Source organism: Pseudoalteromonas sp. SWYJ118, assembly GCF_015864505.1.
Lineage (GTDB): Bacteria > Pseudomonadota > Gammaproteobacteria > Enterobacterales > Alteromonadaceae > Pseudoalteromonas > Pseudoalteromonas arctica.
Window position 1 is genome coordinate 39,956 of record NZ_JADYXC010000016.1, and the last position, 21,160, is coordinate 61,115.

Consider the following 21,160-nt stretch of genomic DNA (forward strand, 5'->3'; position numbering starts at 1 on the left):
CCCTTAATGGACTATTACCACACTATATCATCTGGTACTTCAAAGTCTGCGTACGGGTCATCTTCATCTTTTGGTTTGTTTTCTGGCTCTACATGAAAAACAATATACTTTTCGTCAACTTCAGCCACTTTGCGTGCTGGTTCGTCGTCTAATACGTAAAATTGCCCTTCTAGTACACAAATAGCTAAACGACCGCCCGATAACGCTTTTTGCGTTTTCTCGTTTACGTCGATATTTTTTACTTTATTTTGATAAGTAAAATTAAATGTGCGCTCACCACGAATAGCGTCTTGGTTGTGGTGCTCTAAAATTTGTTTAACACGCGCTTCTTGCTCGCGCTGCTTTAAGCTTACTTGGCGTGTTTGGTTAAGCTCTTCAGCTTTTTTTTGCTGCTCTAGCTTGGTTTGTTGAATATGCTTTTGCAGATCACTTGGGTTGCTAGTAGCCCCTTTCTTTTGCTTTTTTTGTTGCTTACGCTTTTCTGATTTAGCAACTTTAGCATTATGCGATGTTGTTAATCCTGCTTGAAGCAATTGGTCTTGTAATGAACCCATGGCTTTGTTCCACTAAAAACTAATATTATCGCTATTTTAATCACCAACGAGTTCAAATAACAGCGCTATCGACATTAATCTAGCAAACTAGTTAAAACAAACCATGATATAGCGCAATGACTATGGTTTTAATTATGAATTAAAAGCAATTTTTAATACAATACCACGCAACCAATCAGCAAATGCACGAGCCATATAATGCGTTTACCTCATCTACTCGTTTGCTCGGTATTTATATTTTTTGTGCTTTATGCACCCCAACCCCTACTTAGCCTTTTTGCGAGCGAATTTAATGTAGCACCTGCGGTAGCTGGCAGCTTAATGACTGCAACTATGCTGCCCTTAGCCATTGCCCCGCTCGTTTATGGTTTATTTTTAGCAAAAATAAATCCACTACTTATATTACGTATTGCAATGGTGCTTTTAGGCCTTAGCTGCTTACTTTTTATTTATGTACCTAGCTTTGAGCTTTTATTATTAGTCAGATTTTTACAAGGTTTAACACTCCCTGCAGCTTTAACAGCAATGACTAGCTATATAGGTATGAGTTATAGCGCTGATACACTTCAAAAAAATATGACCCTATATATTGGTAGCAGTATAGTTGGTGGTTACTTTGGTCGTGTGCTCGCAGCTTTGTTTAGCGACTTATGGAATTGGCAGAGCTTTTATTACGTAATTGCTTTTATGCTTATTTGCTTAGCTTTGACAATTAAGCATTCTCGCTTTACAAACCCAGCTACACCGCCGCAGCTCTCTCCTCTGGATTACATTAAACAACTTAAAGAAGGCGCTATCCTTAAAGTGTACGGTGCCGTCTTTTGTATGTTTTTTTGTTTTGCTGCATTACTTAATTACTTACCGTTTATATTACAAAACACGTTTTTAATTACCAATACTCGTGACATAGGTTTAGTTTACAGTGGTTATTTAGTTGGTGCCCTCGCCTCTATTGCTGCACCTTGGTTACTTAAAAAAGTCCCTTCGCCTTGGCATTTATTAACTGCGGTATTTAGTTTTTATAGTGTGAGTATTATTTTATTAATGAGCCACCAGCTTAGCTTATTTTTAATCGCATTTACTTTGTTTTGTGGTGCTATGTTTGTGATTCATTCAACTGCCGCACCGCTCGTTAATAAAATAAGTAAAGCCCCGCCAAGCGTAACCAATGGCGGATATGTATCGTTTTATTACAGTGGTGGGGCATTGGGGTCGTTATTACCCGGTGTGGTATACCAACATCATGGGCAAACAGCGTTTATGTTTACGCTGCTCGCGGTTTGCTTATGCGGTTTATCGTTAATTATGTGGGCTTATTTTGAGGGTAAAAATACAACGCGCGGTTGATGCTTTGTGTGATTAAAAAATGTTTCTAAATCAGCTTTACTAAGCAACCATGTTTGGGTGTTTTCAAACGGATGACAATGAAACAAATCACCACCCCAAATATCTTGGTCAACCCATAAGCTCACTTCGTTTTGCTTATCATTTAAAAGAGCCAACATAGATACACACCCAGGAGCCACTTTTAAATACGTTGCTAAGCGTTCACTCGATGCAAACCCTAAACGCGAAAGCCCTTGTTGCTTTGATAGTGCCTTTAAATCGAGTTGCTTATTGTGCGCTGTAATAACTAAAAAGTGTCGCTTGCCTTCGTTATCGCGTAAAAATAGGTTTTTAAGACGAGTACCTGGGCGCTCAATCATAAACTCATCAGCCGCTAAGCTAGTATGTAGCGGCGGATGTTCTATTGCATCGTAAGTAATATTTAGGTCCACTAAAAGCTCTGCTAACTTAGTTTTATCAGCCAACATATTACAAGCAACGTCCTCTTAGCTGTACGCTCAAATCTCGCCATAAAACATCATTAACTTCATGTTTGTTATCGCAATACTCACGCTCTTTTAGCTCTTGATTTAATAATTCAACTGCTTGATCTTCTAGCTGCAACTTCAGAATGCTCGACTCTTCAAAATGCTCTTTCTCTATATACTGCTTAACCTCACCACGGCTTGGTCTATTGTTAGGACCACGGTCTAGGTTAAAGTTTTCACGATGCTTAGCTTTTACCGAAACAACATAAGCAAAAAGCTTATTGCCTTGCTCATCTTGCTTTTCGTGAAACTGTTTATTATTTATTTCAAAAGGCGGCTCATCATTTGAGGCACAGCCAGCGAGTAAAACCATAAGCGCTAGAACACATTTTTTCATTGTTTTTTATCGTTTTAGTTTTGAATTAAGCCGAGTCTAACAAAAATTGACGTAAACAGTGAAAATTTACGAAAAAATACTTGACCAAATTTATAAAAAAACTTAAAGTTCGTCCCGCTTGGAACTCAGCAGTCAAGCAGTTACATTATATGTAATTTAGGAATGTGGGGCTATAGCTCAGCTGGGAGAGCGCCTGCCTTGCACGCAGGAGGTCAGCAGTTCGATCCTGCTTAGCTCCACCACTTTCCTACTCCTTTTCAAATTCGCTCTACTCTTCTATTTTTCCATTGTTTTTATTATTTTTTGACACCCTACTATTCTAGTTTTTCATTTTATATAATTTTAAATTTATCCATTCAACTTGTGTCTTTACAAGTTCTTAGCTATACATAATGTCACACATTAGTACTTTAGGCTTAACATGGACATACCTAAGCGTTCAACGCTAAAAAAGCTAGCTGCAATAGGTTTAACAGCTGGTGCAATAACACATGCGCCTTATGTTTTTGCCCGAAAAAAAGTCACATTAAGAGTACTTGGTACGCATGTAACACTCCAAGAGGCTATCCGCAAACAAGCGATGAGTGACTTGGGTATTAATATAGAATTTACTCCCGCAGGCAGCGCTGCTGTTTTGCAAAAGGCATCAATGGACCCTAGCTCCTTTGATTTATACGAACAATGGTCAAACAGCATTAATGTGCTTTGGGATGCAGGTTCTATACAGCCAATAGAAAAAAAACGACTCACCTACTTTAACGAGATAAATCCACTTACTAAAACGGGAAAACTAACCGAAACTGCAAGTATTGGTGCAGGTGATGCTCCCTATAAATTATTAAATGTTCAACCCGATGGCACATTAAGCTCACAAGAAAGCGATCATATTAGCTTTTTACCTTATGTGCATAATGTTGACTCTTTTGGTTACAACACCGATTTTATTAAGCCCGGTATAGCATACGAAACCGAAAGCTGGAGTTGGCTGCTTGATGACGAGAACAGAGGTAAAGTAGCTATCGTAAATGCGCCTACCATTGGACTATTTGACCTAGCCCTAGCAGCGCAAAGTAAAGGGCTTATAAAATTTAAAAATATAGGTGCGATGACTCGCCCAGAACTTGATAGATTGTTTAGTATATTACTCGACTTTAAACGCCAAGGTCACTTTAGTGGCTATTGGAACTCGGTTCCTGAGTCGATTGAATTTATGAAAAGTAAGCGAGCCCATATAGAAAGTATGTTTTCGCCTGCCGTCTCTGCGTTAAACAGCCAAAATATTAATATTCGTTTTGCCGCGCCAAAAGAAGGCTACCGAGGCTGGCATGGTGTTATGTGTTTATCGTCACAAACACAAAGTAGCGTAAAAGATGCAGCTTACGATTATATGAATTGGTGGCTTTCAGGCTGGCCTGGTGCATTTATTGCTCGCCAAGGTTATTACATTAGTAACCCACAACGCTCTAAACTACTCTTATCGCCGGCCGAATGGGATTACTGGTACGGTGGAAAAGCAACAAACATAGACTTATTAAATACAAATGGCGACGTAGCTATTAAAGCTGGTGCGCAACGTAATGGTGGTAGTTACTATAAACGCTTTAGCAATGTAGCAGTATGGAATACAGTTATGCCAACCTATGACTACAGTCTACAAAAATGGTATGAGTTGATTAGCCGATAATGATAATAAATTCAATTAAATCAAAAATAATATTAGCTTTGTGTTCGCTGATTGGATTACTTCTTTTACAAAGCTATTTGTTTAACTATTCGCAAACGTCCTTACTTAACTTGCAAAAGTCGCAGCATAACGCGCTTATTCAAAGTGAAGCTGTGAATCACTTAGAAAACGATATTATTTCCCTGCAAGGGCATGCAGTTTCATTTATTGACAATGCAAATGAAAATACGATTACCAAATTTAATTTTTATTTAAATAAGGCAAATCTAAATCTCGAGCAGCTAAAAACAAACACTCAAAACCAGACCCCTGAGTATCAAAACTCACTAATACGCCTTGGCGAGTATCTAAATAATTACCAAGATACATTTGGCCAAGTTGTCGTAAACAGACAAAAACGCGAACACCTTTACACTACTCAGTTCAAACAGCCTATTGATGACCTACAGGTAACAATTAGTGATTTAGAAGGGTCTTCAAACAATGATAATAAAGTTATTTTTAACGATGTTTTACTCACAATAAGTAATTTAAAACACGCAATTATAAGCTATCTCTATAAACCTAATTTTGATGAAGCACAAAATGTAAAACAAAACTTAAATCACTTACATAAAAAACTAACGAGCACCTCTGTAATAAATGAATCCCTCTCCAATAAAACAACAAGCTTAAAACAAGCTTATAACCAACTTGTATTACTCACCCGTAGCTACACTTTTTCTGTAAATGTAGTGCTTACAGGCATAGAAAACGAATTGCTGTATTTAACTAATGAAATTAAAAATATAGAAAAAAATAAACTAACCGAAACAGAAGAGCTACTAAGTAGCCACTTAACAAAAAATACAGAACAGGCAAATATATTTGCCGTTTTAATTATGTTAATCATTTTATTATTAAGCTATTTTATTTTTAGATCGGTTATAAAACCGATTACCCAGCTCACTTTATTACTTAAAGACATGAATAACGAAAAGCCAGTAACCATTTCAAATACCAGCCAAAATCAAACTGAAATAGCGTCGGTAATAAAAGCAGCCAACGCTTTATATTTAAAAAATAAGCAAACCAAAGAGCTACTCAATGAAACCCGCGTATTAAATTCCCAAATGGAAGCAATGAATGCCGACCTGACGAGTGCTATGGAGCAAACTGATAAAGCCAATAAAACAAAAATAGATTTTGTAGCCAATATGAGTCATGAACTTCGCACCCCAATGAATGGCATATTAGGTATGTTGCAACTCTTACAAAGCAGCGAGCTTCCCTCAAGGCAAAAACACTACGCAGATAAAGCTTTTTCAAGTGCTCAAAATTTATTGCAGATTTTAAATAATATTCTGGATTTTTCTAAACTAGAATCGGAAAAAGTTCAGTTAGAGCAAATCCCTTTTACCTTACATACTATAGTTTCTAACGTTCAAAATTTATTCTCAACAAATGCTAAGCAAAAAGGCTTGTTATTAAACTTTACTTTACACGTTGATGCAGGGCTTGAACTTATTGGCGATCCAATGCACTTAAGTCAAATAATAAATAACTGTGTAGGTAACGCAATTAAGTTTACTGAGCATGGTGAAATATCATTAATTATAGAAGCGACATCTCAACACGAAAAAACAATAAACCTTCGCTTTAGTATAAAAGACACGGGTATTGGGATGACTGAAGAGCAATCAAAAATTATATTCCAGTCTTTCTCGCAAGGTGATTCAAGCACAACAAGAAAGTATGGTGGGACTGGTTTAGGACTCACTATAAGCAAACAATTAACTAAATTGCTGGGCGGAGATATACAAGTAAGGAGCACGATTAATCAAGGTAGCGAGTTTTTCTTTACTCTACCCTTTACTTTATCTGAGCAACAAAAGCTTAAAAAACACGCCTTATTAATTAGCCCTGATAATGACCAAATTAAAAAATTAATGGACTTACTAAGTGATATAAATATAACGACAGAAACAACACAAGAACCATTAAGAGCCATTGCAAAAATGTCTCAGCCTAGTAGCCCATTTAGTATTGTAATAATGTCGATAGAAAAAAAAGAGCTCAACGATAACTTTATTTTACAACAACTGTACGCTCAAAATAAAAACGTTAATGAAAAATTGACACTGATTTTATTAATTACCGATGAAGAGTCTCCTGAGCCAATTGCAAAAAATGAAAATATAGACATTATAATTATTGGTAATAAAAATAGTGAAGTTGAAATTTTAAGAAAGCTTTCACCAAATAATTTCAAAGAAAAGCAATTAAAGCCTCACCCTAAATTCTCGGGTTTTAATGCATTAGTTGTTGATGATAATAGAATTAACCAAGAAATAGCCTCCGCCCTTTTAGCAAAATTAGATATGACCGTGATCATTGCTGATAATGGACATGATGCATTAGATAAAGTAGAGATAAATGACATCGATATTATTTTTATGGATGTTCAAATGCCAGTTATGGATGGGCTTGAAGCAACAAGCATATTAAGAGAGCGAGGCTACAAAACTCCCATAATTGCAATTACGGCAGCCGCAGATCCTAATGATAAAAAAGCAGCGTTTAGAGCGGGTATGGATGACTTTTTAGTAAAACCGATTATTTTTGATGCGCTTTACGAAAGTATAGAAAAGCATCTGCAAAGTAGCGAATCTCTGAGCACTATAAACCTGCCTTTAGCAAAAGAAAACCTAGAAAACAATGACGAATTGTTAGCTAAATTATTTACTCAGTTTGTCAACGATTACAATGACTTTTCGATTAAAGCTGATATATTAATCAAAAATGGAGAGTTAGAAAGCTTAATTCGACTAGTACATACACTCAAAGGCTTGGCCGGCACATTAGGCTTTGAGCTACTGCAACAAAGTGCGCAAAGTGTTGAGAAAAGCTTAATAGATAAGAAAAGTATTAATTTATCTCATTTTAATGAGCAATTAATACTTACACTTTTTGCTGTAAAACAATTTTTGATAGCTTACAGCTTTAAAAAAGAACATATACAGCAACATGAACTAGAAAACGAAGACTCAGTTATTGATAATATATACTCATTAGCATTAACGGCTCGCCCCGTACCTAGCAGTTTGATTAGACAGCTAGAAATGAATCAATATGAGAGAGACCACTCTCTATTTAAGCTCAAAGAAGCAATTGATCATTTTAACTACGCGTTAGTAATTGAGCTTATTGATAAGTATAGAAACGATAATAAAAATTAGGCATAACCACTAACCTGAACTAGATTTAATATTGTAAAGAACGCAGAGAAGGACAGATAGTGCATTCAAATTACCTCGCAAACAATAATGGATTAACCACAGAACAAAAGCATAAACCTTTAATTCTTATTGTTGATGACGAACCTAGTAATTTACACGTATTAGTAGAAGGACTTTTAACTGACTACGATGTACGTATTTCTACTAGTGGTGAGCAGGCTTTGATCTTTATTGAGTCAACTAGGCCTGACTTGATTTTATTAGACATAATGATGCCCGGCATGGACGGCTACGAAGTATGTAATATACTCAAAGCGAAACAAAATACCAAAGGCATCCCCGTCATATTTGTAACTGCGCTTACCGAGGAAGAGTCTGAAGAAAAAGGCTTTGCTATGGGCGCAATTGACTACATACACAAACCTTACAAGCTAGCGCTCGTTAGAGCACGCATTCGCACTCACATTACCGCTCAAGGCATGCTAGATAGGCTTATAGAAAAAAACTTTGACCTGCACGACAAACTACTTGAAATAGAGTCACTGGCGAAAGAGTTAAGTCAGCGTGAAGAAGAATTAAAAGAACTCTCCTCAAAACAAAAGTTATTTTATCAAGCCCTAACGGGAACCGCTGATGGCGTTGTTATTACCGACAGTAACGGAAAAATTATTGCCGTAAACCCTTCATTTTGCCGGATTACAGGTTACTCTGAATCTGACTCCCTGCAAATGCAGTTGCACGATATTAAACAAAATAACCACCCTAGTATTAGCTTTGATCAAGTATGGCATCATGCAAACCAAGCAGGATATTGGAGTGGAGAGCTAGTAACCAGACGAAAAAATGGCGAGCTTTATCCTGAGTTATTAACTCTTAGTATGGTAAGAGGCGAGCAAGATACCAACGTGCACTATATTGGTGTATTTAGTGATATTTCTAGCGTTAAGATAACGCAAGAAAGAATTCACTACCTCACATGGCATGATGAACTTACAGGTTTGCCCAACCGAAATGGTTTTTTAAAGCAGTTAGAGCAGCAACTTCAGGTTTGTAGTACCGAAAATAGTTATGCCTATATTTATATTATTGACATAGACAGCTTCCACTCAATAAATGATGGATTAGGCCTACTCGCTGGCGATAACATTTTAAAAGAATTAACTAAACGAATTCATTCTAAGGTGAGTAAAAAAGATGTTATTGCTCGCTTAGGCAGTGATGAATTTGCAGTACTGTGTACAGTTGAAAAAGGCGTTGGCAGGATCAGAGCCCAAGCTATGGCTGAAAATAAAGCCCAAGAACTGATCATAAGTGTAAACCACCCCTTTGTCGTTGATGAACAAGACGTTAGCTTAACAGTAAGTATTGGCACGTATATTTTTCCTCGAGAAGATCAGTGGGAAAGCGCTATAGAAACAATCCGTAACTGTGAGGCAGCTTGTTACAAAGCAAAAGAAAAAGGCGGCAATAGAGTTACCTTTTTTGATACTTCGTTTGGCGAGCAAGCAAAACGCCGTTTTGAAATAGAGCAAGATTTACGTAAAGCAATCTCAAATAATGAGTTATCCCTATATTTACAATCCCAATTTGACCGAAGCCAAACCCTTAAAGGGGCTGAGGTTTTATTAAGATGGGAGCATCCTCAAAAAGGCTTCATTAGCCCTGGTGAGTTTATATCTATAGCCGAAGAGTCAGATATAATTTATGACTTAGATTGCTGGGTAACTTCAAATGCACTTGAAATATTAACGCAACTTAGTAAAACTCACCCTGAGTTAAACCTATCAATTAATGTAAGTGGCAGGCACTTTCATGAAGCGCGCTTTTTAAGCTTTATTAGCCAACAAATAAAGCAACATAGCATTAATCCTCAGCAACTCACTATTGAGATAATTGAAGGTACATTGCTTAATCACATGGAAGCGGCTATTGAGGCTGTTCACTTTCTCAAGAAGCTAGGTATTAGGGTATCAATTGATGACTTTGGTACTGGATATTCGAGTTTAACTTATCTTAAACAATTACCCATACAAGAACTAAAAATTGACCGTTCTTTTGTATTGGAAGCACCGACGGATAATAACGATAAGCTAATTATTGATATGATTGTAAGCTTAGGCCGTTTATTTGAACTCGAGATAGTTGCTGAAGGTGTAGAGAACCAGTCCCACTTTGATTTATTGCAAGAATATCCAGAAGTTATTCTTCAAGGCTATTATTTACACAGGCCTGAACCTGCAAGCGACTGGCTTGAAAAACTAAATTAATTACAGAGTAGTCTGAAAAAACAAAAAAGCCGAGTATTTCCATACTCGGCTTTTTAATGAAATTAAGCTTTAGCGGTTACTCGCGAACTTGGCCTTCACCATTCACTAAGTACTTCTCAGTAGTCAGTGACTCAAGTCCCATAGGGCCGTATGCATGAAGCTTAGAAGTTGCTATACCAATCTCTGCGCCTAGACCCAGCTGTGAGCCATCAGAAAAGCGAGATGATGTATTAACCATAACTACAGAAGCATCAACACTACGCTGGAATAGCTCTGCAGCGGCTGCGTTTTTAGTACAAATTACTTCAGTGTGGTTTGAACCAAACTGTGCAATGTGTTCAACCGCTGCCGTAAAGTTTGGTACAACGCGAATAGCGATTTCTAGGTCTAGATATTCTTCACCAAATTCGTTATCGGCTAACACAGTTGCATTATCAAAGTATTTAGCTGCAAAGCTGTCAGCATTTATTTTTACACCTTCTTGGCGTAATACAACTGCGCACAGATTTAAAAACTCATCTGCAACATCTTGATGAACTACTAAGCCCTCAAGTGCATTACAAACACCGGTACGCTGCGTTTTACCGTTAAGTAGTAAGTTAAGCGCAATTTCTAGGTCTGCATCTTTATCTACATATAGATGACAAACGCCTTTGTAATGCTGAATTACTGGGATCGTACTGTTTTCAGTAACAAAGTTAATTAAGCCTTCACCGCCACGTGGAATTATTAAGTCAATGCTTTCACGTTGCTGCATTAATTCCATTAATAGTGCACGATCTGGATCTGGAATCACTGAAATAAGTGATACTGGTAAGTTATGCTTTTCAAGTACGCTGTGCATTACACTTGCGATAGCTTGCGAACTTTTAAGTGCTTCTTTACCGCCACGTAAAATTACGCCATTACCTGATTTAAAACATAATGCGCCAGCGTCTGCTGTTACATTTGGGCGTGCTTCGTAAATCATACATACAACGCCAAGAGGTACGCGCATTTTACGAATTTTAATGCCATTTGGACGCTCTGTAATATCACGTAACTGACCAACAGGATCGTCCAGGCTTACGATTACTTCAATACCTTCTGCCATTGCTTCAATACGCTCATCGTTTAGCGTTAAGCGGTCGATCATTGAGGCTGCTAAGTTATTGTCGCGTGCTGCGCTTAGGTCACTTTCGTTTTCTTTGATTATAAATGCTTTTTGCTCTCTTAATGCCGCTGCCATTTCAACTAGTACTTGATTTTTAGTCTCGGTATCGAGTAAAGCAAGTGTATGGGCAGCTTTAGCTGTCTGGCGTGAAATGTCCGTAATTAAACTCATGACTTCTCCAATAATGCGATATGTTTTTCAGATATAACTGGTCCAATTGAATCCTGCATTTTTTCGCTGAATTCACTCTGTTCGTTGTCTGCAATAAAGTTTAACAAACAGCTACTATAATTTGCGGTCGCTTTAGCTAAACGCGTACCGTCTTCACTACGTACTAAAATGGTATCACCAACAGCAAATTCACCATGGACTTCCATGATTTCATCACCGCGAATACATCCACTTTCACCTTCAAGGGATTCATCAAATGATCCATCAACAACAACTTCACCTTGCTCATTTGCTGTATGTGTCATCCAATGTACAGAATCTTGCATCGGCTTTTCGTACGGTAAAAATACGCTACCAGGATTTTCCCCAGCTAGCAGTTTCGTAAATGTTTCTTCTTTAAAGCCGTTTATAATATAAGTCGCGATACCATGTGACGTTGCTTTTTCTGCCGCTTCTATTTTGGTTTTCATGCCACCAGTACCAACAGCACTTGTAGCACATCCTGCCATAGCATAAATAGATTCATCAATTGATTTTATTTCAGGCAGTAACACCGCATCATCATGTAAGTTAGGGTTTTTATCATATAACCCATCAACGTCTGAGAATATTAATAAAGCATCGGCATCGGCTGCTGCTGCGACCATTGCTGATAAGTTGTCGTTATCACCCACTCTTAAGTCGTCGGTAGTTACAGCATCATTTTCATTAATGATAGGAAAAACACCATGCTCAAGCAAAGTAAACACTGTTTCGCGAATACTTTGGTAACGCTCGCGGTCACGTAAATCGCCGTGCGTTAATAATAGTTGCGCAGATGGAAAGTCAAAAAAGCGGTCCCACATGGCGATCATTTCTGTTTGGCCTGCTGCTGCCATTGCTTTTTTCATCACCACAGAGCGAGGTTTGTCTGATGGGAATAAATGCGCTCCAGCCGCTACAGAACCCGATGATACTAAAATCACCTCGATTCCACGGGCACGACAACGAACAATGAACTGTGCGATGGTTAATATGTAACGCGAACGGCAGCCATCTTGATCTGGTGCAATTAATGCACTACCTACTTTAAGTACGATACGTCGCCAATTTAACTTTTGCATAAATGCTCAACTTTCCATTTTATCTGCGCTCATCTTAATTAGACGAGCTAAAACTAAGTAGCTAGGTTTAAAACATAGCTTCGAATTTTTCTTTTCATTTAGGCAACACTTTTTTACACACACGCAAAAACCATATCTAAAACAAGAAGCTTAGATTTGAGGTCAAGTAAAAGTAGCAACAACCCAATAATATTGAGCAGCACTAATCAAAAAATTTAAAAGTGTTGTTTATGCATCGCTGTAAAAAGCTGTGTGTGGCTTTTTTATTAACAACATACATAGAGCCTCTAAAGTCTGATACACCAACAGATAGGGTGAAGACCAAAGGACCGAGATTTAACCGCCACGATGGGGGGCTAAATATTGAAAGTAATAGTTCAACTCAAACCTTTATTTACTTAAATAATTAAATAAACTTGTTTGGCAAAACCATACCAAGAATTCGGCAAATGATATTTTATAATGCTCAAATACTAGAAACATCACTAACACATGATTATAAAGATTAAAAATGACGTTAAGATTAACAAGCCTGTTTTATCTTCAATAAACTTCGTTAGATGACTAATTATTAGAACACGAAGTATAATACACCAAATACCCCTTTAAAATCAAGGTTAAAATTCGAACTAAGTTAATACGAAACACTCATACCCTTTATATTGTTATTAAAATTCAATAAATTAAACAATTAATACACTTTAAAATAAGGTGGCTAAGTTCTCGCTAAATAATTTAAGCCTACTAATCTTTTATAAGCAGCTAAAATTGATTAGTAATATTTCAGTTTCCGGTGTATACCCCTGTATTAATAATTAACAAAAGTTATACTTTCTAAACATATCGTTATAAATAAGGAATTCTTAATCTATGTCAGCAATTTACATAGCCGGTATCGCACTTTGCTCTGTGCTTGCCCAATGGGTCGCGTGGGCTTTTAGAGTACCCGCTATTCTTTTTTTATTGCTTACTGGTCTTTTACTTGGACCATTTAGTGGTGTTTTAGACCCTGATGCATTGTTAGGTGATTTACTGTTTCCAGTAGTATCACTAAGCGTTGCCATCATTTTATTTGAAGGTTCCTTAACTCTGCATTTCAGAGAATTAAAAGGGATAGGAAAAGTTGTAAGGAATCTCTGCTCAATCGGTATGCTTACTACCTGCATTATTATTAGCTTAAGCGCCTACTGGTTGCTTGAGCTCAATTGGCGTGTTGCTGCGGTACTAGGCGCAGTACTCGTTGTTACTGGCCCTACCGTTATAGCACCGCTATTAAACTCAATGCGTCCAACACAAGACATAGACCGCATACTTCGCTGGGAAGGTATTGTAATAGACCCAATTGGCGCATTATTTGCTGTATTGGTATTTGAAGCTGTAATGCTTGTAGGCCAAGGCGAAGTATTTAGTCATACTATTATTGCTTTAGTTAAAACCCTGGGTGTTGGTTTAAGTATTGGTGTTGCTGCAGGTTGGCTAACAACCCTATTAATGCGTCGCGAGTGGCTGCCATTTGAATTACATAAGTTTGGAATTTTAGCACTAGTCCTTATTAGTTTTTCTGTATCAAACTATTTAAGCCATGAATCAGGCTTATTAGCAGTAACTGTATTTGGTATTTGGCTTGCGAACCAAGACGATTTAGAAATAGATTCTGTACTTGAGTTTAAAGAAGACTTGTCGATGATATTAATATCAACGCTGTTTATTTTACTTGCAGCACGTTTACAGCTTTCTGATTTGATGATGCTCGACAGCGATGTATTTATATTTTTAGCTATTGTGCTTTTTGTTGCACGCCCACTGTGTATTGCTATTTCGACCTTTGGTACTGACTTACCAATGAAGTCTCGCTTGGTACTTGCCTGGATTGCTCCACGCGGTATAGTTGCCGCAGCCGTTGGGTCGGTATTTGCACTAAGTATGATGGAAGCTGGCGTTGCTGATGCTGAAAAGATGGTGCCACTTATATTTACGGTGATCATCATTACGGTTGTGCTGCAAAGCTTAACAGCCATCCCTGTTGCCAAGCTATTAGGTGTACGCCAACCATCGCCAAACACAATATTAATTATTGGTGCAAACCATGTATCGCGTGCAATTGGACGCGGCTTACAAGAGCAGAATATTCCGGTTCACCTTTCAGATCCTGCATGGGAAAACTGCAGAATGGCACGTATGGATGGCTTAGCTTGTTATTATGGTAACCCGCAATCAGAGCATGCTGAACGCTACTTACCTCTAACAACTATTCGCAGTGTCTTAGCGCTATCGCCAAACCGTCATCATAATGCGCTAGGCGTTCAATACTTTTCGCATTTACTTAATGAAAAAAATGTATTTTCGCTTCGCTCATCAACGTCGCATGCTAAAGCAAATAAAGACAGTGCAACGTTTTTATCTAGACAAATATTGTTTGGCGACGAAGGCTCATACGCACGTTTGAGCAGTATCATAGCTAAAGGCGGTAAGGTTAGTTCAACACGTATCTCGGATGAGTTTAGCTGGGAGCAATACCTAGAAATGAACCCTGAGGCTATCCCTTTGTTTATTCTTAAAGGTGATAAAGACAGCGACGACGATACGCCAATTAAGCTAAGACCGTTTACAATCAACATGGAAAAACCGCCGCAAGAAGGCGAGCGTGTTGTTGCATTACAGCCGCCTAAAATGTCGGTCTTAAAAGACCCGCAAACAAAGGCTAAAGAAGAAAGTTAAACACTTTTACTACCTGTAAAAACTCAAAAACCCTAACTTAAAAAGTTAGGGTTTTGTTTTTTAAGAGCCATTAAATAGGAAGGCGAGCTCGCGCAACCACACTATCTGGCATTTTTTGCGCTAACTTAGTCAGCGCTCGCTCAATTTTTTTATGAGTCGCTTTATCTGCGACCATAGAATTAAATAGCCAACGGTATGCATCTTCAAAATCACGCGGGCTGCCATAGCCATCATTAAATAATTTAACCAAACGTAGTTGTGCTTTTAAATTGCCTTGCGACGACGCTTCACGCAAATACGTAATTGCCATTGCTTTATCTTGCTGAACTAAACGCCCGATGTCGTAGTAACGCCCTAACTGCTCTAGCGCTGTCGCTAAGCCTTGTTCAGCCGCTTTTCGCATGTAATACACACCTAACTCTACATTACGATCCACGCACACGTTATAAGCCAGCATATCGCCGTATAAAAATTGATAAGACGGCAATGCCATTTTATTGGCTCGTGCTTCTATATCTTGCACTAACTGGCAATCATCTGCCTTTACCCGCGCTAAATGCGTATTTTTATTTATTAACGCAATTAGCTCAGATTCTGTATACAGCGGTACAGCAGCAGGGCTTTCTGTAGCTAAGCTATTGGTTGATATAAATAAAGACAACGAAATTAACGAAAGCCTTAATACGCAATTACGAGAAAATAAACGCATGCTCACCACTTATAAAAATAAACTTATTAAATGATATACAAAGATCGTTCCAAGGTGAATTTTAGACACAAAAAAAAGCTGCACTCGGCAGCTTTTTTTATCTAATAGTAATTACGCAAACGGGTTGCGAAGTACCATAGTTTCTACGCGGTCTGGACCTGTAGAAATAATATCAATTGGAACACCCGTAATTTCTTCAATACGCTTGATGTAGTCAATCGCAGCTTTTGGTAAACCGTCAAGACTCGTTACACCAACAGTGTTTTCTGACCAACCTGGCATTTCTTCGTATACTGGCGTTACTTTATCGTAACCTTCAGCTGCTAATGGTGTTACGTTAGTAACTGTGCCATCTTCAAGCTTGTAACCAATACAGATTTTAAGCGTTTCTAAGCCGTCTAAAACATCAAGCTTAGTTAAACAAAAACCTGAAATACTGTTGATTTGAACCGCACGGCGCATAGCCACTGCATCTAACCAACCAGTACGACGAAGTCGACCTGTTGTAGCGCCAAACTCATGGCCTTTATCACCTAAGTGCTTACCAACTGGATCTTGTTTCTCAAGACCGTCGTAAAGCTCTGTAGGGAAAGGACCTGAACCAACACGTGTAGTGTACGCTTTAATAATACCTAAAACGTAATCAAGGTTTAATGGACCAAAACCTGCACCAGTCGCAACGCCACCAGCTGTAGTATTTGAAGATGTTACATAAGGGTAAGTACCGTGATCGATATCAAGTAACGTACCTTGTGCACCTTCAAATAAAATGTTTTCGCCTGCTAAACGCGTTTGATCTAAAAGCTCAGTTACATCTACAACCATTGCTTTTAAGATATCAGCAACAGCCATTGCATCATCAAACGTTTTTTGGAAATCTACAGCGTCTACTTTGTAGTAGTTAACTAAAGTGAAGTTATGGTATTCAAGAACTTCTTTTAATTTAGCTGCAAATAATTCAGGATTAAATAAATCGCCTACGCGTAAACCACGGCGAGCCACTTTATCTTCGTACGCAGGACCGATACCACGGCCAGTTGTACCAATTGGCTTATCGCCACGAGCAGTTTCGCGGGCTACATCTAATGCAACATGGAAAGGCAAGATTAGCGGACATGCTTCACTTATTAAAAGACGCTCACGTACTGGTACGCCGCGTTCTTCAAGCATGCCAATTTCTCTCATTAGCGCTTCTGGTGATAAAACTACACCATTACCAATCACACATTTAACATTGTCACGTAATACACCCGATGGAATAAGGTGTAGAACCGTCTTTTCACCTTCGATAACTAAAGTATGACCCGCATTGTGGCCACCTTGATAACGAACTACTAAAGATGCTTTGTCTGTAAGGAGATCAACTACCTTACCCTTTCCTTCGTCACCCCATTGGGTGCCTAATACAACAACGTTTTTACCCATCGTAAATTCACTTAGAGAAAATTAGGACGAGATTTTACCAGAAAACTAAAGTAAAGATCACCCCTGTTCAGCTTATTTTTTCTGCGCGCATTTGTTATATCCAAATATTAGCTAATAACCACATAAATAACAGTGATTTAAAGCACTAGACTGTGTTTAACAAAAAGCCCCGCAAATGCGAGGCTTTTTAACTTTTAAATAATTAACGTAAAGCCTATTGAGCTTTAGCGCCTTTCATATATTGGAAGAAGTCGCTATCTGGTGAAAGCACCATAACGTCTTGCTTATTTTTAAAAGTCTTTTTGTAAGCCTCAAGCGAACGCACAAAACTAAAGAACTCAGGGTCTTTGTTATACGCGCTTGCATAGATGCCTGCGGCATCAGCATCGCCTTGACCACGTACAGAACGCGCATTACGCTCTGCATCGGCAAGCATTACTGTTACACGACGGTCAACACCCGCACGAATAGTCTCGGCTTTTTCCTGACCTTCAGAACGATGCTCTTTTGCAACAGCAGTACGCTCAGCGCGCATACGTTGGTAAATAGAGCTACTCACTTCTTGTGGTAGGTTGATTTGCTTAACACGTACGTCTAGTACTTCAATACCTAGCTCACGTGCACTTTCAGAAGCTTGTACTAACGCTTCTTCCATCAACTCGCTACGCTCACCTGATACAATTTCACGAATTGTACGTGTACCAAAGTTTGTACGAAGACCATTATTTACTTTTTGTTTAAGTAGCGTTTCAGCATATTGCTTATCGCCACGGGCACGTAAGTAAAAAGCGCTAAAGTCATTAACACGCCATTTTACAAACGAATCAACAATTAAGTCTTTTTTCTCACTAGTAACAAAGCGATCCGGCGCACCATCTAGCGTTTGAATACGTGCATCAATACGACGTACTTGGCTAAAAAATGGCACCTTAAATTGTAGGCCTGGGCCATATACAATCGCTTGATCGTCACTGTCTTTTTGTACTTTACTAAATAACATTACAATTGCTTTTTGCCCTTCAGGTACAACAAATACCGATGAGAAAGACATAACAATGGCAGCTAATAGTATTACTAAACTAAAGTTTTTCATTATGATTATCTCCCATCATTGAAGCGGTCGTTGTTAAAGCGGTCATTGCCACTATTAACAGAGCTATTGCGCGACGTATTTACTTTATTGCGTAAATCTTGAATATCACTAGAGCTTGGAAGTGCAACACGTGTTGCTGTCCCTTGCTTATCCATGATCTTATCAAGTGGTAAATAAAGCATGTTATTACCGCCTTTAACATCAACCAATATTTTAGAACTACTCCCTAACACTTCTTCCATTGCATCAATGTATAAGCGCTCACGAGTAACTTCTTTAGCTGCTTGATATTCAGGTAGTAGCTTTTCAAAACGAGCTACTTCACCTTGTGCTTCTAATGTAATACGCTCTTGGTAACCTTCCGCTTCTTGAGTCATACGCGTTACTTGACCACGAGCACGCGGTTCAATTTCACGAGCATATGCTTCTGCTTCACGAATGAAACGTTCTTCATCTTCTTGTGCAGCAATCGCATCATCAAATGCATCTTTAACTTCAGTTGGCGGACGAGAGTCTTTAAAGTTCACGTCAGTAACTATTAAACCTAAGTTATATGGTTCGATAATCTTATTAAGCTCATCCCATGTATTTTGACGAACAACCTCACGGCCATTAGTTAATACTTGGTCCATTTTTGCATGGCCCACAACGTAACGTAGTGCACTATCTAGTGCTTCTTCTAAGCTACTATCAGCGTTAGTTACGCTAAATTCATAAAGGTATGGGTCAATAACACGGTATTGCACCTGAAACTCAACGCTCACTACGTTTTCGTCTTCAGTAAGCATAAAACCAGAAGCCGATAATGAACGAACTGCTTCAATATCTACTGGGATTACCGTTTCAATAAACGTCATTTTCCAACGCAGACCAGGATCAGCAATTCGGTCATATTTACCAAATTGAAGAACCACACCACGCTCGGCTTCTTTAACCGTATAAATACCACTTAACGCCCATACAATAACGGCGATAATAAGTATGAATGAAATACCGGCTCCGCCAAGTCCACCGCCGCTACCATTGCCGGATTTTTTCCCGCCAAATAAGCCACCGAACTTGTTACTAAACTTGCGGAACACCTCGTCTAAATCAGGTGGGCCTTGATCACGTCCGCCTTTATTATTCCACGGATCTTTGTCATTGCCATTATTACCCGGTTCATTCCAGGCCATAGCTATACTCCATTGTTATCTAAATAAATTAGGAAATTGTGTTAAATCTAACAAATCTACCGCGTTTCTCATACAAAAACCGACATTAAAACGTCAATTTTTAATTACGGTTGATAAAACCAGCAATTTCAGGACCAAATTCTTTAATTAAACGATTCCACTCAACCATTGGCATTCTAACATCTAACAGCCAATTACCTTGCTCATCAAATCGCTCTTCATGTACTGCATTTAAACTAAACAATGCAGCCCTTAGGCGACCATACAATGGCGTAAGAAATAATGTTTCGTTAAACATCTTCTTAGCAAGCAGTTCACTAATAGCCTCACTAAGTAATTCACACCCTTCACCAGTCTGAGCGCTAAGCCATACTCTTATAGGTTGGCCTTCGTCATCTCGATCAATACGTGGGCTTACGTTATCCAGCGCATCAATTTTATTATAAATTAATAGCTGTGGTACTTCATCGGCTTCAATTTCTTTAAGCACCGATTGTACTTGTTCAATATTTTCTTGAAGACGAGAGTCTGCTGCGTCAATTACATGTAACTGTAAATCAGCTTCACGAGTTTCAGTTAGCGTTGCTTTAAAAGCAGCAACTAAGTCGTGCGGTAAATGACGAATAAAGCCCACTGTATCAGCCAAGATAACAGGACCAACATCACCTAATTCAAGCTTACGTAGAGTCGGGTCAAGCGTTGCAAACAACTGATCGGCCGCGTATACATCTGAATTCGTAATTCGATTAAATAATGTAGATTTACCCGCATTGGTATAGCCAACTAACGATACCGTAGGTATTTCGTTACGATTACGAGCTCGCCTACCTTGTTCGCGTTGCACTGCTACTTTAGCTAAACGCGCACGGATATTTTGAATTCGGGCACGAAGTAATCGTCTATCTGTTTCAAGTTGGGTTTCACCAGGTCCACGTAAACCAATCCCGCCTTTTTGGCGTTCAAGATGGGTCCAGCCCCGAATTAATCGAGTCGACATATGGCGAAGTTGTGCCAATTCAACCTGCAGCTTACCCTCATGGGTACGTGCACGTTGGGCAAAAATATCAAGAATTAGCGTCGTTCTATCAAGCACACGACACTGACAAACACGCTCTAAATTACGCTCTTGTGACGGCCTGAGTTGATGATTGAAAATTACGACATCTGCATTGTGGATTTTGACAATCTCAGCTATTTCTTCTGCTTTACCGGTACCGACGAATAGTTTCGGATGTGGTGCTTGACGGCTGCCTTGCACAACCGCCAAACTACTAACACCAGCAGAAGATACCAACATTTCTAATTCATGAAGATCTTCACGATCCCCTTCTTTAGGTAAGTCGATATGAACTAAAATTGCCTGTTCGCCGGATTCATAGCGGTCAAACAAACATTATGCTCCTAATTAAAAGTTACCAGCTTCTGGTTCTTCAGTGTCTTCACTCCCTTGAACTGCTTGGAAGTTAACTGCGCGAGCAGGGACAACTGTTGAAATTGCATGCTTATAAACCATTTGATTTACGGTGTTCTCTAGTAAAATAACAAATTGGTCAAATGACTGAATTTTGCCTTGTAATTTTATGCCATTTACCAAAAAGATTGATACTGGAATGCGCTCACGTCGTAGTGCATTCAAAAATGGGTCTTGTAACGATTGGCCTTTTGCCATGTTATTGTTC

General features: G+C 38.6%; 16 protein-coding genes and 1 tRNA gene. 6 read left to right on the forward strand and 11 right to left on the reverse strand.

Going from position 1 to position 21,160, the window contains the following annotated elements:
* Positions 1-14 precede the first annotated feature (14 nt).
* On the reverse strand, positions 15-554 hold the full coding sequence (locus tag I6F48_RS14535) for a DUF2058 domain-containing protein (RefSeq protein ID WP_002957867.1): 540 nt from the start codon (positions 552-554) through the stop codon (positions 15-17).
* A gap of 198 nt (positions 555-752) precedes the next feature.
* Between I6F48_RS14535 and I6F48_RS14540 the strand changes: the two genes are divergently transcribed.
* On the forward strand, positions 753-1,901 hold the full coding sequence (locus tag I6F48_RS14540) for an MFS transporter (protein ID WP_197119715.1): 1,149 nt from the start codon (positions 753-755) through the stop codon (positions 1,899-1,901).
* Here I6F48_RS14540 and I6F48_RS14545 read toward each other — a convergent pair.
* Together I6F48_RS14545 and I6F48_RS14550 are read right to left on the reverse strand one after the other, a co-directional pair.
* A complete protein-coding gene (locus I6F48_RS14545; RefSeq protein ID WP_197119716.1) occupies positions 1,868-2,368 on the reverse strand; it encodes a prolyl-tRNA synthetase associated domain-containing protein in 501 nt (166 codons plus the stop codon). The two genes, I6F48_RS14540 and I6F48_RS14545, sit on opposite strands and share 34 nt — an antisense overlap.
* A 1-nt stretch (position 2,369) precedes the next feature.
* The gene (locus I6F48_RS14550; protein WP_010554359.1) at positions 2,370-2,765 is read right to left on the reverse strand and encodes a hypothetical protein; all 396 of its coding nucleotides are present in this window, start codon (positions 2,763-2,765) and stop codon (positions 2,370-2,372) included.
* A gap of 166 nt (positions 2,766-2,931) precedes the next feature.
* On the opposite strand from I6F48_RS14550, the gene I6F48_RS14555 reads away from it, so the two are divergent.
* The 4 genes from I6F48_RS14555 to I6F48_RS14570 all read left to right on the forward strand — a co-directional run bounded on the left by I6F48_RS14555 (position 2,932) and on the right by I6F48_RS14570 (position 9,934).
* Positions 2,932-3,007 (forward strand) — tRNA-Ala (locus tag I6F48_RS14555).
* A 179-nt stretch (positions 3,008-3,186) separates the two neighbouring features.
* Positions 3,187-4,449 carry an ABC transporter substrate-binding protein gene (locus I6F48_RS14560; protein WP_197119717.1) on the forward strand — a complete coding sequence of 421 codons (1,263 nt, stop codon included), beginning with the start codon at positions 3,187-3,189 and terminating at the stop codon, positions 4,447-4,449.
* Positions 4,449-7,667 (forward strand): ATP-binding protein, encoded by a 3,219-nt coding sequence (locus tag I6F48_RS14565; RefSeq protein ID WP_197119718.1) that lies wholly within the window; start codon positions 4,449-4,451, stop codon positions 7,665-7,667. Before I6F48_RS14560 ends, I6F48_RS14565 begins: the two co-directional genes overlap by 1 nt.
* A gap of 59 nt (positions 7,668-7,726) precedes the next feature.
* Entirely contained in the window at positions 7,727-9,934 is a 2,208-nt protein-coding gene (locus I6F48_RS14570) for a two-component system response regulator (RefSeq protein WP_165741849.1), read from the forward strand.
* 76 nt (positions 9,935-10,010) lie between these two features.
* Here I6F48_RS14570 and I6F48_RS14575 read toward each other — a convergent pair whose 3' ends face one another.
* Both I6F48_RS14575 and proB read right to left on the reverse strand, forming a co-directional pair.
* Complete coding sequence (locus I6F48_RS14575) at positions 10,011-11,258, reverse strand: glutamate-5-semialdehyde dehydrogenase (RefSeq protein ID WP_007586417.1); 1,248 nt, start codon at positions 11,256-11,258, stop codon at positions 10,011-10,013.
* A complete protein-coding gene (gene proB / locus I6F48_RS14580; protein ID WP_010554355.1) occupies positions 11,255-12,361 on the reverse strand; it encodes a glutamate 5-kinase in 1,107 nt (368 codons plus the stop codon). Before proB ends, I6F48_RS14575 begins: the two co-directional genes overlap by 4 nt.
* Positions 12,362-13,231: 870 nt before the next feature.
* Between proB and I6F48_RS14585 the strand changes: the two genes are divergently transcribed.
* Positions 13,232-15,079 (forward strand): cation:proton antiporter, encoded by a 1,848-nt coding sequence (locus I6F48_RS14585; RefSeq protein ID WP_007586413.1) that lies wholly within the window; start codon positions 13,232-13,234, stop codon positions 15,077-15,079.
* Between the two features lie 70 nt (positions 15,080-15,149).
* Here I6F48_RS14585 and I6F48_RS14590 read toward each other — a convergent pair whose 3' ends face one another.
* The 6 genes from I6F48_RS14590 to hfq form a co-directional block, all read right to left on the reverse strand.
* Complete coding sequence (locus I6F48_RS14590; RefSeq protein WP_197119719.1) at positions 15,150-15,788, reverse strand: tetratricopeptide repeat protein; 639 nt, start codon at positions 15,786-15,788, stop codon at positions 15,150-15,152.
* 111 nt (positions 15,789-15,899) lie between these two features.
* The gene (locus tag I6F48_RS14595; protein WP_010554354.1) at positions 15,900-17,213 is read right to left on the reverse strand and encodes an adenylosuccinate synthase; all 1,314 of its coding nucleotides are present in this window, start codon (positions 17,211-17,213) and stop codon (positions 15,900-15,902) included.
* A 214-nt stretch (positions 17,214-17,427) separates the two neighbouring features.
* Entirely contained in the window at positions 17,428-18,306 is an 879-nt protein-coding gene (hflC, locus tag I6F48_RS14600; RefSeq protein WP_010554353.1) for a protease modulator HflC, read from the reverse strand.
* A gap of 5 nt (positions 18,307-18,311) precedes the next feature.
* Entirely contained in the window at positions 18,312-19,481 is a 1,170-nt protein-coding gene (gene hflK, locus I6F48_RS14605) for an FtsH protease activity modulator HflK (RefSeq protein ID WP_010554352.1), read from the reverse strand.
* 100 nt (positions 19,482-19,581) lie between these two features.
* Positions 19,582-20,871 (reverse strand): ribosome rescue GTPase HflX, encoded by a 1,290-nt coding sequence (hflX, locus tag I6F48_RS14610; RefSeq protein WP_197119720.1) that lies wholly within the window; start codon positions 20,869-20,871, stop codon positions 19,582-19,584.
* 15 nt (positions 20,872-20,886) lie between these two features.
* Positions 20,887-21,150 (reverse strand): RNA chaperone Hfq, encoded by a 264-nt coding sequence (gene hfq, locus I6F48_RS14615; RefSeq protein WP_007586402.1) that lies wholly within the window; start codon positions 21,148-21,150, stop codon positions 20,887-20,889.
* Between the last annotated feature and the right edge of the window lie 10 nt (positions 21,151-21,160).